General features: G+C 46.1%; 11 protein-coding genes and 2 tRNA genes. 5 read left to right on the forward strand and 8 right to left on the reverse strand.

From position 1 onward, the window contains the following. Positions 1 to 6: 6 nt before the first annotated feature. A tRNA-Glu gene (locus E4N65_RS09945) sits at positions 7 to 78 on the reverse strand. A 70-nt stretch (positions 79 to 148) separates the two neighbouring features. Then, positions 149 to 219, reverse strand: a tRNA-Gln gene (locus E4N65_RS09950). Positions 220 to 530: 311 nt separating this feature from the next. Here E4N65_RS09950 and E4N65_RS09955 point away from each other — a divergent pair. Genes E4N65_RS09955 through E4N65_RS09965 form a run of 3 tightly spaced genes read left to right on the forward strand, consistent with a single transcriptional unit; the run spans position 531 to position 3,187 of the window. Beyond that, the gene (locus E4N65_RS09955; RefSeq protein WP_044014971.1) at positions 531 to 749 is read left to right on the forward strand and encodes a hypothetical protein; all 219 of its coding nucleotides are present in this window, start codon (positions 531 to 533) and stop codon (positions 747 to 749) included. 21 nt (positions 750 to 770) lie between these two features. Further along, the gene (locus E4N65_RS09960) at positions 771 to 2,867 is read left to right on the forward strand and encodes a heavy metal translocating P-type ATPase (protein WP_253673091.1); all 2,097 of its coding nucleotides are present in this window, start codon (positions 771 to 773) and stop codon (positions 2,865 to 2,867) included. Continuing rightward, positions 2,864 to 3,187, forward strand: a complete 324-nt coding sequence (locus tag E4N65_RS09965; protein WP_253673092.1) for an HMA2 domain-containing protein — start codon at positions 2,864 to 2,866, stop codon at positions 3,185 to 3,187. The genes E4N65_RS09960 and E4N65_RS09965 overlap by 4 nt, the downstream gene beginning before the upstream one ends. Positions 3,188 to 3,440: 253 nt before the next feature. On the opposite strand, the gene E4N65_RS09970 is transcribed toward E4N65_RS09965, so the two are convergent. The 5 genes from E4N65_RS09970 to E4N65_RS09990 form a co-directional block, all read right to left on the reverse strand. Continuing rightward, a complete protein-coding gene (locus tag E4N65_RS09970; protein WP_253673094.1) occupies positions 3,441 to 4,316 on the reverse strand; it encodes an AEC family transporter in 876 nt (291 codons plus the stop codon). Positions 4,317 to 4,600: 284 nt separating this feature from the next. Further along, on the reverse strand, positions 4,601 to 4,900 hold the full coding sequence (locus E4N65_RS09975) for an acylphosphatase (RefSeq protein ID WP_253673096.1): 300 nt from the start codon (positions 4,898 to 4,900) through the stop codon (positions 4,601 to 4,603). A 49-nt stretch (positions 4,901 to 4,949) separates the two neighbouring features. Next, entirely contained in the window at positions 4,950 to 5,744 is a 795-nt protein-coding gene (locus E4N65_RS09980; RefSeq protein ID WP_253673098.1) for a histidinol-phosphatase, read from the reverse strand. 300 nt (positions 5,745 to 6,044) lie between these two features. After that, complete coding sequence (locus E4N65_RS09985; RefSeq protein ID WP_253673100.1) at positions 6,045 to 7,682, reverse strand: hypothetical protein; 1,638 nt, start codon at positions 7,680 to 7,682, stop codon at positions 6,045 to 6,047. Positions 7,683 to 7,762: 80 nt separating this feature from the next. Then, positions 7,763 to 8,623 (reverse strand): flagellin N-terminal helical domain-containing protein, encoded by an 861-nt coding sequence (locus E4N65_RS09990; protein ID WP_044014958.1) that lies wholly within the window; start codon positions 8,621 to 8,623, stop codon positions 7,763 to 7,765. 335 nt (positions 8,624 to 8,958) lie between these two features. On the opposite strand from E4N65_RS09990, the gene E4N65_RS09995 reads away from it, so the two are divergent. Next, on the forward strand, positions 8,959 to 11,406 hold the full coding sequence (locus E4N65_RS09995; protein ID WP_253673101.1) for an endonuclease MutS2: 2,448 nt from the start codon (positions 8,959 to 8,961) through the stop codon (positions 11,404 to 11,406). On the opposite strand, the gene E4N65_RS10000 is transcribed toward E4N65_RS09995, so the two are convergent. After that, positions 11,407 to 12,579, reverse strand: coding sequence for an HD-GYP domain-containing protein (locus E4N65_RS10000; RefSeq protein ID WP_253673102.1), 1,173 nt, complete (start codon positions 12,577 to 12,579; stop codon positions 11,407 to 11,409). Positions 12,580 to 12,655: 76 nt separating this feature from the next. Here E4N65_RS10000 and E4N65_RS10005 point away from each other — a divergent pair, with 76 nt between their 5' ends. Then, positions 12,656 to 13,504, forward strand: a complete 849-nt coding sequence (locus E4N65_RS10005) for a hypothetical protein (RefSeq protein WP_253673103.1) — start codon at positions 12,656 to 12,658, stop codon at positions 13,502 to 13,504. Positions 13,505 to 13,513 lie beyond the last annotated feature (9 nt).

Here is a 13,513-nt window from a genome sequence, read left to right on the forward strand (position 1 = left end):
GAGGGACGGTCCCTACGGGAATCGAACCCGTCTTTTAAGATTGAGAATCTCATGTCCTAACCGATAGACGAAGGGACCCAAACAGAGCATCAATTGCTCTACTAAGCGAAAACCTCTAAAAATAATCATTTTTAGAGGTTTTTGGAGATTCCCCAGGGAGGATTCGAACCCCCACAAGCAGAACCAGAATCTGCGGTGCTACCATTACACAACCGGGGAAAGTTGACGAGCGGCATACTATCATATATTGCTATTCCGTGTCAAGAATAACAGAATAACGGGTATGTCCCAAAAGTTGGTTACTTTCGGGACATACCCGTCGAGTTTAAAATTAAGTCTTTATACAACAATGACTTAATTTTAAACGTCGCATCTAAATCTAAGGAAACTGTCCAAAAACTGAAGTTTTTGGACAGCTCCAAACATATCTTATTGCGTTTTTTATCAAAAACTGTTATTGTTCCACACACGAATGTTTCGCCAGCAAAATTGACGGCGGATGTTAAGTATGACAATAAGCGAGGTACCATATGTTTTCAAATAAATGGGTTGCATTCGGCGTGGGCGTTGCAGCAGGATTTGCCGCAGCGGCTCTCATTCGGACTCCGGCATTCCGCAAGGCCTGTGTAGCTGTTACGGAAAAGGGCTTGCAGCTCAAGCAGGAAGCGGTTGCCTTTATGGAAGCGGTGAAAGAGGACGCACAGGATATCGCGGCCGAAGCTGCATACAACCAATCACAAAACGCATAAGAACTTTTTATCAATTTATCAATGAACGTAACCATTAAACACTCCCTGCCCGGCAGAATAAGACTGCACTACAATGCGGTTGAAATTTCGCCGCGGCAAGCTATTCTTGCGCAGACGCTCATCGCGGTACAAGACGGCATAACCGACATTCAAGTTAACCCCAAAGTCGCATCCTTTCTGGTTTATTATGACGTAAAGACACTTTCGGAAGCTGAGGTGCTCGCCTTATTCCGAGTCCTCTCCGATAAATACTTGTCCGATGAAAGCCTGCTCGCTTCAGTTGCAAAAATTCCTGCACCCGAAAGCATCTTCGATGTACTCGCATCCACCCTCTTTGACGTTACCGTACGATCGCTTCTCCCGATGCCGGTACGTAATCTGTTGCTCTACAAAAGGATTGTCCCGCGCATTATGAAAGCGGCGCAGTCTATTTTTGCAGGAAAATTCTTTAGTACGGATTTACTCGATGCAACAGCCCTGACCGTTGCCGTTCTGGACGGTAAGGCGCAGACTGCTCGTTTTGTGGCAACGCTGCTCGATATGGGAGAAGAAATTGAAGAACTGACCCGCCGGCAATCGTACAATAATCTGGCACAAACGCTTTTGATTTCAAACGAGCCGGTACATCTTATCGAAGGTGATCAAGAACGGACGCTCCCACCTTCTGCGCTTAAAAAAGACGATCTTATTGTTGTCCGTGCCGGCAGCCAAATCCCCGCAGACGGGAATATTGAAAAAGGTGAAGGGCTCGTAAACCAAGCGAGCATTACCGGAGAATCCCTGCCGGTAGAAAAAAAAAGCGGCGCTACCGTCTTTGCAGGTACCATCCTTTTGGAAGGTGAACTGTACGTCCGTGTACGCACGGTGGGGTCTGAAACGAAAGTGAACAATATCATCGCGATGATCGACCGCTCTCAATCTTTAAAAGCTGCCGCTCAAAAACGGTCGGAGTTGATAGCGGAAAAAGTAGTCCCCTTCAATTTTTTGCTGACCGGTTTAACGTACTTATTTACACGGGATATCACCAAAACGATTTCAACATTGATGGTAGATTATTCCTGCGCGATGAAACTGGCCGCGCCTATTGCCGTTCTTTCCGCAATGAAGGAAGCGGCGGAGCACGGTATTTCGATAAAAGGCGGGAAATATTTGGAAGCGGCGGCGCTTGCCGATACCGTTATTTTCGATAAAACGGGAACCCTCACTTATGCGGAACCGGTCTTAGCCGAAGTGCATCCGTTCGGCTCCTTCACAAAGGATGAAGTGTTGCGGCTCGCTGCATGCCTTGAAGAACATTTTCCGCATCCGCTGGGAAGAGCCGTTGTACAAGCCGCCCAAGACCAAAATCTTGTACATCCCGAACGCCATGCGAAGGTTGAATACATTGTCGCACACGGCATTGCTTCTTCGTTAGAGGGCAAACGGCTCTGTATCGGAAGCGCTCATTTTATTTTTGAAGATGAAAAAATTCCAACCACCAAAGCGATAGCTCGGGTGCAGAAATCCGCAGAAAAATCAGGCTATTCCTTACTCTACTTGGCGGTTGACGGACAGCTTGCCGGTATTTTGACTATTGGAGACCCCGCCCGGGAAGGTACCGCAGAAACCGTCTCTGAGCTGAAACACTTGGGTGTGCGTAATTGCGTTATGATTACCGGAGATGCCGAACAAGCGGCAGCAAAGGTTGCAGCTCAGGCCGGTATCACGGAATATCATGCGCAGACGCTGCCAGAAGATAAGGTGCGGTATGTGCAGGAAGCACGAGATGCCGGACATAAGGTGATTATGATCGGTGACGGAATCAACGATGCACCCGCACTTTCCGCCGCGGATGTCGGCATTGCAATGGATAACTGTTCATCAATTGCAGGAGACACCGCCGATATTGTACTGGCCGAAGACGGACTTTCCGGCTTAATTACGGTACGGAAGCTCGGTCAAAAAACCCTGTCACGGATAGATAAAAACAATAAGCTGATTATCGGCGGCAATTCACTGCTCTTGTTTGCCGGTATGTTCGGTCTTATCCCGCCCGCCCTCGCGGCGACACTGCATAATTCACTGACCATTGCCGTCAGTATCGAATCCATGCAAAAGCTGTTAAAGGAGGCAAGATGATTACCGGCTTTTTCCCCGGCCGCATACGGCTGCGGGCGCCTGTCTTTAAGGACACCGCAATCACCGAGCGGGCATTATCCATACTGAAATCTCCGGCGCTTTCATCAATCGTCAAAGAAATTGAACACAATCCCGTTACCGGAAGCGTGTTGATAACGTACCACCCGACAAAGGTACCCATAGCGAAGCTGACCCCATTGCTCCCGTTTTTAAAAAAGCTGGAAAAAGAAGCAGAAACATATTCGGAAAAAAACAAGGCCGCCATTCTCGCAATGCTTGATGAGCTGGAAGAATATGTCAAAAACTGGGAAAGGGCTTAGCCGCTCCGGTAGCGTTTAAAACCAGAGCAACCGCATCAGAAATATTTTAAGCGGTTGCTTTCCTTCTGTGCGAAATTTTAAATAAAATTTCGCACTTTTTTCCAGTGGACGGGCAAACGCACCAGGTAGAGTAGATAAAAGCGCAGAATAATTGAGGTCGAGAGACCATTTGAACCAACGGTTCAACTCTGGTTGAACGGCCTCAATTATTCTGCGGGGATGCTAAGAAATAGCCTGATGCGTTTGCCATGGTTTAAAACAGCAACCTTGTTACCACAATATATAAAGCGATAAGAATTAAACTCAAAAGAGTACCGCAAGCGGTAAGCCCCGCAGACTTTCCAGTACGACAGTAATGTGTTTCCAATACGATAATATTGGCAGCCGGAGGCATAATACAGATTATATATAGTGCGGATTTATTCCCAGTTACCAGTTCCAGTTTAAACATACCTGCAATATAAATAAACAAAGTTAGAAAGAAGCCGACTATTATTGCCCTTAGTAACGCCCAACGCAGCGCAGCTTTAAAATCTTTACGGCAAAGTTTTATATGAGCCAGCCACATTCCGAGTACCCCCATACCTAAGAAAGTCAGTAACCATTTTACCATTCGATATACCGGTGGGAGATACTGCCGAAAGACATCACCGAAAGGAATACAGGCGACACCGATAATAAGCGCTGCCACTGGGGGGGACTGTAATGTCCGTTTTATGTCGATCTTTACAGCACCATTATTGATCAACATACCCGCGCCAATGGAATTACCAAAAAGAGAGTTGCCGATATACAACGAAAGGACAGCCATTGCTGCACTGTCACCCCACACAGCAGTAACAACCGGCAGAGCAAGCCATCCGATATTTAAATAGAAAAAACATAAACGTTCGACAGCATCGGAAGTAAAGAGTCGGCTCAAAAGCATCATTGCAGTCAGCATAACTATCATAGCGGTAATAATAAAAAACAAATCGCTGTGAAACGTTGCAATGTTATAAATAATCACCATTGGAATAACCAATCTCGTTAAAAGATACGATGTCTGATTTTTTATATCGATCGGCGTTTTCCCAACAAGAAAACCGAACCCGAGATACAAAAACGGAAGCACTATTTTAACAACCATTATGTTCTCCTCAGTAGATGCATCATTAAAAGTGTACACGGATGTACATTCCCGAACAATGGCATCCATGCCGCTCCTAAAAAGCCTTTTGAACAGTTGTACGTCCTTGTCCGTTCTAATACGTTGAGCATTTGCGGTAGCGGCACACGGATATAGCTTTCCGTTAGCCTTTTGAAAATAGATGGTACAGATACAAGGCGCGAGCACAAATTAACCGCAGGCGTATCTTTGATACGTTGAGGATTAATTTGTGCGTAGCAACGAAGTAGATGTGCCATATATTTTCAAAAGAGGACGTCGAAAGATTCCAACCCCTGATACTGCGCCGCCGTAACGGTAAAGTTGGAAATATACGCGCGGGGATGACTGTGCTGCACTGCATTGAAAAATTCATAGAGCGCGGCGCCGTCTCCTTCCGCAAATATCTCCACCGAATAGTCGGGACAGTTTCGCACCCAGCCGGTAATGCCGAATTCCCGTGCAACCTGTACCGTCCAATAACGGAAGCCCACACCCTGCACCCGTCCTTCCGCAACGGCACGAGCGGCTTTCCGTTCGGCAATATGCGGCGTATCCTTACGCATCGTATATCCTTAAAAATATGACCTCTTTCAACATACGTGTGAACCAATCCTACTTATGTGCAAAGCCCAGCGCTTCCGCCGCATCGATGATCGGTATGCCGAGATCTTCCGCATATTCGATACCGTTCTGCACTCCTGCCAAAACCTGTTCTATTTGATGCGCATCGGCATTGCAGATAATACGGGCATTTTTTTGCGCTGCACGTTTCCAAAACGCCGCTACGGGATATTGATAGTCCTCACCGTAATCCCGCCGCACCTTCGATTTAATCAGCCCGTAGCCGTTGATTTCAAGAGGCATTCCCAAATCATTTGCCGCATCGATCAGTGCATCAATGCAGGCAAGACAGTCCGCATCGATAGACCGGATGCTGCTCAAAAACAAATCGGGATGAGCTAAAAACGCATAGAGCCCCGACTTCATCCCTTCAATCGTAAAATCGATATAGGTATGCAGCAAACGTCTTTCGGTAACGGTCGCAATATATTCAAGTCCGCCGTGCAGCGGAAACCAGTGTGAACCGAATACCAAATAGTCGGCTCCATAGCGACCGATTAACTCATCCTTAAACCAGCTGCGGTGCTGCGGCGACCATTCACATTCAAACCCGAAATACACGGGAAAATCGGCTTCCTTTTTTGCGCCTTCAACAAGGCGCTTATACAGCGGGATATCAGCCGCTGCCATCCGGCAATAGAGCCACATGTCGTCGTGTGGATAAGGACAATGGTCGGAAAACCCGAGCGCGGAACAACCGGCAGCTGCAGCCTGCCGTACGTAATCAACAGGAGTACCCTCAGCGTGTTTGCACAGATACGTATGGGTATGAAAATTACTGAGCATAAAAAAAGTATATCGGTAAGCCCCTTAAATGTCAAACTTCCGCCGGGTAAACGTCAGGGTAAACGCATCAGGCCGTTTTTTAACACCCCCGCGGAAAAATTGAGACTATTCGACCAGAGTTGAACCTCTTCGCGGTTCAAATGGTCTCACAGTCTTAATTTTTCCACGGTTTTTATCTACTCTATCTGATGCGTTTACCCGCCTGTTGAAAAAAATGTGCGAAATTTTAACCAAAATTTCGCACAGAAGGAAGGCACCCTCTAAAAATATTTTTAATGCGGTTGCCCTGAGGTAAACGTATCAGAGGTTTTCTTTAGCCCAAAGGCGAATAATCGGTTCGAGGCTGTCGATGCGGAATCCTTGCTCAAACACATCAGCTTGTTCTTTGCTGCCCTGCCATTGCTGATAGGGATTGTCGTAATTGGTTTCTAAAAATTGATAAATGATATTTTCGGCGTTGTTTTGTTCGCTGCCGAAGAACGATAATTTTTGTACTGTTGAGTGTTGGAGAATTGTACGGATTGCCGATCGGACTTCTTTAAAGAAGAGATCGCGGTAGATACCATAGCTTTTACCCGTTACTTTTTTTACCGTTTCGGCGATGGAGGCCGGCACACCTTTAGGTTCATTGATGGGATATATTTGAACGGAAGCCGATGTTTTTTCAGCGACTATTTGTTCCTGAGCGGTTTTTCCGGATTCCGGTACTGAAGCTGCTGAAACCGGTTTCGTACTCTTTCTTGATTCGGGCGCTGTCGCTGTGTTTTTTTGCAATACTTTTTTTGCAGACGGCATTGCAGCTCCGGACACGGAAACGGAATTAACCTGAACATTTTTTTTCGTCTCTTTTTTCTTACGTGTGGAAACAGTTTCCTTTTCCGCTTTGTTCGTTTTTTGAACCACTGCTTTTTCAGTCTGTTTTTTTGACCATTTTGCAGCCTTTGCTTTTTTTACAGCCGGTACCGGCAATCCTTTAACCTGCGAAGGCGGAGACAAAGGTTCCAGATTAAGCTTTAACTGCTTCCAGGCTCGTTGTAAGTACAAATCCCCGGAGATACTGTAATAGTATCCCTGTGCTACATTCGCGAGTACCGCATGGAGCAGTTCCTCATCTTTCCAATTACGCACTCTGCCTACTTTTACCGCATGGAAAATAGCATAATGATTAGTGCCGTACTTTCTGCTGTACAAAAGCAGTATATTTTCAAAAGCACCGTCGGCATAGCGATTCCAATATTTCATAGTATAGGCAAGTACTTTATCCTCGATACGGATTATGGATGAAGGAATCGTAATTGCAGCGACCTGTTCTTTTGTGAATACAATTTTTGAAAAATCGACAACGGAAGCCTTTTCTTTATGAAGTGCTCTCCGTGTTTTCTCTTGAGCGTTTTTCCGATCCTGTTCTTCACGGTATTCCCGCACAGAAGAAAGCGTATCGGTAATATACATGCGGATAATATCGGCAGCTTGCCGCATATCGGCGGCATGGTATTTAAGCTTTTCGGCATACCGCGTATATTTTTCAGTAAAACTAATAGCGGCAAATCGATTCGGAGAAATAGCATTAATGACTTTTTCGCATACTTTAATAATTGTATATACCTTTGCACGCTTTAACGGAGCAATAGTGTCTGCAAAGAAAATGATAACTTTTTTGACCTGAACAACAGTCCGATCTGCAAGCTGAACAAGCGAATCGGTAAGCAAAATATGGAATCGATAATCTCGCTTTCGGTAATAGGTCATCAACTGTACCCGCATCTTACTATCAGGATATCGATGTATCAACTTTGTATTATAGAGCCGCAATGCCTCCGCCTGTCTATTCAAAGAACGAAATTCAAAATAGCGTTCAATGTCAGGGTCTTCTGTAAGACTGAGCTGAGGAAATTCTTGCTTTAATATATAAATATCCAGTTCGGTAAGTTGTCGCATACTATATAACGGAATCGATTATAATAAAAAAAAGGTTGCATCCCTAGTAGGAGGCAACCTTTTCCGTCACTCTCTAATGCTTAGCGCAACAGAGACATCACGCTTTGTGTCTGCTGGTTTGCTTGTGCAAGCATTGCCATACCGGACTGCGTCAGGATCTGGTTTCTGGTGAATTCTACCATCTCCTTAGCCATGTCGACATCACGTATGCGTGATTCCGAGGCTTGGAGGTTTTCCGCTGCAACATTGATACCGACAACACTCATCTCGAGTCTGTTCTGGTATGCACCGAGATCAGCCCGCTGTTTGTTGATCTTCTTGATGGCTTCATCAATGGTACCGATTGCACGGTTTGCTGTTTCAGGCGTATCGATTGTAAGAATCGATTCGTCACCAACGTCGCGAACACCGAGTGCTTTAGCGGTCATTGTACCGACATATGCACGTATGCGCTGATCCATGTTGGCACCGATATGGAACCACATAGAGGCGGTAACGGTGTTTTCTCCTGTTTCACGAGCGAAACGGCCGGTAAGCAGATTCATACCGTTGAACTGTGCGTGACTTGCAATCCGGTCAACTTCAGCAACAAGCTGAGATACTTCAACCTGGATGTACAAGCGGTCTTCGGCGCTGTAAATACCGTTCGAAGACTGAACGCTTAATTCACGGATGCGCTGCATAACATCAGTTGTTTCCTGCAAGAACGCTTCGGTAACTTGAATAAAAGAAATGCCGTCTTGAGCGTTGGCACTTGCTCTGTTCAAGCCGCGGATTTGGCTTCGCATTTTCTCGGAAACTGCTAAGCCGGAAGCATCATCCCCTGCACGATTGATGCGTAAACCGGATGAAAGTTTTTCTATGTTTTTCTGAGTGGAAACGTTGGTTTGACCAACTGTTCTCTGTGCAAACATAGCGCTCATGTTGTGATTAATGATCATATTGCTACTCCTTCGGCGATTTTTGACGAGTTTTTTACCTTACGGCGTCCGTCACGGCATCCCTGCCGATATGTCAATAATTATTTTCCAGATCCTCTGCTATCCGACACAGAAGAACGTAACACAATGAAGGGTGCACAACCTTTTCACTGTGCTTATTACATATATCGGAGTTATTGAAAAACACTTAAGGAGAAAAAATAAAAAATATGCAGGTTATCGGGATGTTATTTGTAAATCACCATATCGGAAAGCACTATCGATAAATAGTAAAAACTGATAAACTATTTGTTATTTATAACGGTAGTGAGTAAGTAAAGTAAGTAAGGAATGTAATGACCCCACATACATTAGAAGTTTTAGAGTTTTTCCGCATTGCGGAGATTATTGCAGGTTACTGCAAATCGGAGGAAGCGCGAGCACAGTGCCTGCAAAAACGGCCGCTGCAAGATGCGGTGGAGATTACCGCGGCAAAGGAGCTGGGACGGGATATCCTCTCGTTTTTACAAGCTGATGAGCCGCTTCCGATTAAAAACCTCCCGCCGCTCGCTTCCGTATTAAAACAGCTGCATACCGTCGGTGTTTGCCTTACCGTAGAGGAACTCTACGCGGCGGGGCTTTTGGCGCTGCAAGCCGGTGAGTTGAAGGCGTGGGCTATAAAGCAAAAACGGACGGAGAGCGCCGCCTGTACACTCATCGAATTGATACCTCCGCTTCCGCAAACCGAGCAGGCGGTGTTTTCGTTTATCGACAAAAACGGCGCGCTGCGGGAGATACCCTCGCTGACGGCTATCCGAAAAAAGATGCAGCGTATCGAAGCCGATATCGAAAAAACAATGCGGAGCTACTGCACCGACGAGTCTACCAAGGGAATGCTGCAAACACCTACACCCGTGCTGCGGAACGGCAGGCAGGTTATCGCCGTACGTTCCAACTTTAAAGGACGGATTAAGGGCATTATCCACGAATACTCCCAGTCGGGGCAAAGCTTTTACCTTGAACCTGAAAGCATTGTGCTGCGTAATAACGAATTGATGCGGGCGCAGGCTGAGTATGAACAGGAGCTGCACCGCCTGTTGGTGAGCATCAGCGCAAAGCTCGCGGAGGAAGCGGAGGCACTTGAGCAGGCATACGATCTTGTGTTGGAGCTGGATTGCGCCGCCGCCGCCGCCCGCTGGGCATATACGGAAAACGGTGTGTTCGTCCCCGACACGGGGAATTCTCAATACTTTTATTTACAGGCAGCGCGGCATCCGCTTCTCGGCGCAGCGGCGGTTCCCATCGACCTGAAATTGGCGCCGGAAGAGCGGATACTGATTATCACGGGGCCGAACACCGGCGGCAAAACAGTCAGCTTAAAAACCGCTGCCCTCTTTGTTCTATTAAACCAAACCGGCTGGCCGGTACTTGCCGGAGAAGAAACGCGGTTGCCGGTGTTCCGCTATGTCGGCTGCGCTATCGGAGATGAGCAATCGCTCGACCGCTCGCTTTCCACCTTTTCCGCCTATATGCGTACCGTTGGGGAGCTTTTGGAAGCAGCCGATGAGGAAAGCCTTATTCTCCTTGACGAACTTGGCAGCGGTACCGACCCTCAAGAGGGCGGCGCGCTCGCCATGGCGATTTTGGATGAGCTGTTTACCCGCCGCTCGAGAGTTTTCGTAACGAGCCATCACGGTGTGCTGAAAAACTATGCGTACCGGAAAAGCGGCTGCGTAAATGCCTCCGTATCTTTTGACGAAGCGACACTGCGTCCCTCGTATCGGATACTGATGGGCATTCCCGGTGAAAGCCGCGCCGTTGATATTGCGGAAAAAAACGGATTAAGCCCCGACGTTATCCGCGCCGCCCGTGCCTACATGGCGGACAGTTCCGCCGATGCCGCCGCCCTTATCAAAGGGCTGATGGAAAAGCATGAGCAGCTTGCGGTCTTTGAACGGGAAAAAGACGAGATGGAAAAAGCTCTAAGGGAAAAGCAGCGTCGCTTCGATTTAAACGCCCTCAAGCTCCGTCAAAAGGAGCAAGTTCTCCGCTCGCAGGGATATAAACGCTTAAACGATTTATTCGAGCAAAAGCGCAACGAAATAGAAAACCTCGTACGAGAAATTCAAGAAGGGGAGCTGACGCACGAAAAGACGAGTAAACTCAAGCAGTTCTTTGCCGATTTCGGACAAACGCTTGCGGAAGAGCAAACGGATATCCGCAATGAACAGGAGGAGCTTTCCGCCCTACAGCAGGCGCTTCGAAATCGTGAACAGGAACAAGGGCACGGAAAATCTGCAAACGGTATGTCTGTAAACGGTGTTTCTGTAGCCGGCGCCTCAATAAACGAAGCACTTGCAGAAGGCATGGAGGTACTTATTCCTCACCTGCACCGGCGCGGCGTTATTATCCGGAAAGAAAAAAAGAACTGGCTGGTGGCGGTCGATACCGTTAAGATGACATTCCCCGCCGATAAACTCGAACCGCTTAACTCATCCGCCATCGCACCGTTACGCACGCCGCAGGTTGTAGTAGAGGCGGAACTGCATAAGGAGAGCCGTCCCGAACTTGAGCTGCGTCTACTTGGCATGAGGCTTGAGGAAGCGGAAAAACACTTACAAAATCAGCTCGATCTCGCTCTGATGCATAATATGCAGGAATTTTCGATTGTACACGGGAAAGGGAACGGCGTATTGCAAACCATGGTTCAGGAAAAACTCGCCGCAGCTCCGTATGTCGCAGAATTTTTCTTTGCGCGTCCCGAACACGGCGGTACCGGCAAGACTATCGTACGGTTGAGATAGTTATGCTTTCTTCTTACCCTTGCCGAGAGCGGCAACCCATTCTTCTTTACGTGCGGGTCGCATGATGCGGATGCCTTCCATTGAGGTTCGGATTGCTTCCGAAAAGACTTCTTTCGCGGATCTGTCGATAACACGTACGATAGGAAAACGGGGATCCTCCGAATTATTGTCGATTACCTGCCCAACGGTATTATTTGAAAGATAGACAAAACTGCCGATAGGAAAAAACGACAGCGCATTCAACAAGGCTTTCAGTATTTCTTCATCATATTGCGAAGGTTCCCTTCGCAAGACATTTAATAACCCCGTTGCAGGATCATCAGCTTTTTTATACTTGCGCTCGCCGGTCATCGCCTCATAAGAACAGACAACTGCCAGAATCTTTCCGTAAAGAGAAATTTTTTCACCGGTCAGCTTTTGAGGGTATCCCGTACCATTTTCCCGTTCGTGATGATCAAGCGTTCCAAGGCAAATCGGCAATGGGAACTTAGCCTTTTTTAATATTTTGCAGGAAAGTACCGGATGTACATGGAGATATTTTTTTTCCTCATCAGACAGTTCACCATCTCTGGAATAAATGTCTTCGGAAATATGAATAAGGCCTATCTCATGCAGTAAGGCGGTGATCGCCAATTCCACGAGCTGATGATTTTGCATTTTAAGTTCCATACCGACTACGATAGCAAAAACTGCCGACCGAATCGAATGGGTAACAAGAAAATTATCCACGTTATACGGCATAATCGATTGCAAAATAAGTACTGCTTGCCGGTTTTCTTGTACAAAAGTACAGAATTCCTTCATATTGGTAATTACACTTTCGGTATTGAGCTCCTGCTTATTACGATAAGCTCCATACACTTCGTCGGCAAAGGCATAGAATCTTTGATAGGTTTTTTCTACTAACTCGCCCGAAAGTTTTTGTTCGGTTAGGACTTGACCTTTGCCGGTCGCATCGGTTTTTTCTTCGCCATTATTTTCTTTTTTTTGAGGATTCGCTTCGGTGACGGTTCCTTTTGTATAGAGAAGCGTAAATTGCCATTCGGAAAGAAGTCTTTTCAATTCATCCGTAAAACAGCTTCCCCGTGTAAATAACAAAAACTTTTTATCAATGTACACATCCTCCGTAAAATATACGGGGGGGCTTAGCTCTAAAAGTTTCAATGTATTCACTTAAATACGCTCCTGTAGTACACTGACAGTGTGATCAAAATGGTCGCACCATTTATATGATTATAGGAGATTTTGAATGAAATTAAAAGTGCTTATTATTATCTTTAACGCCGTTTTATTAACCATCTTCTTTACAGTACTTTCTTTTTCATTCTTTACTGCCGGTACTGAATTTATCGGCAGTTTTTTTAAAAACTACTGGATATTCGTTCTTTTTTTTACGATTCTCTTTATTGGAATGAATCTATTTTTTATCAATAACTGGAAGCTGATAACTACCCTCGAATCGGAGGATTGGCCGGCTCTTTCGCTGTACCTTGAAACGGAAATTTTTGAAAAACATCATCTTACCGCTAAAAAAGTACGACTGTTGTGCGAAATCAGTATTTTATTGGGCGATTTTGAAATATTAAAACGGCTTGAACGTGTACTCGAAGAATATAAACCTGAATATATTAGAACTTTTGCTTCCCGCTTTGCGGCGGCCAAACTGCTTTCAAACGATTATCAAGGACTTGCCGATTTTATGACTCGTATTGCCGAACAGCCTCATAAAACCTCCCCGTGGATATCGTTTTATGAGGCATTCTCGGCACAGATGCTAAAACGCTACCGCGAGGCAGCAGAGAAATTTTCACACCTGCTGGAAACCGAACAAGAACCGTTTGTTCGATTACTCGGCGTTTATTTTATGGCATGCGGATTATATCATTACATTGATGTGCACAAAGACGAGGCAGATAAAAGGATCGAAGAAGAAAAACGGAAATTAAAAAAACATTCATTGCAGTACTGGAAAAAACATGCGCAAAAAGAAAAACAAAATATTCATGTACTCGTCCTCACAAAAGCAATCGATGATGCACTGATATGGCTTTTTAAAGAAGATGAACTATCGGGGCAAACACCTCAGACGGTTTCTTAACAGCTTGAT

It is taken from the genome of Treponema sp. OMZ 855 (assembly GCF_024181145.1).
Classification (GTDB): Bacteria; Spirochaetota; Spirochaetia; order Treponematales; family Treponemataceae; genus Treponema.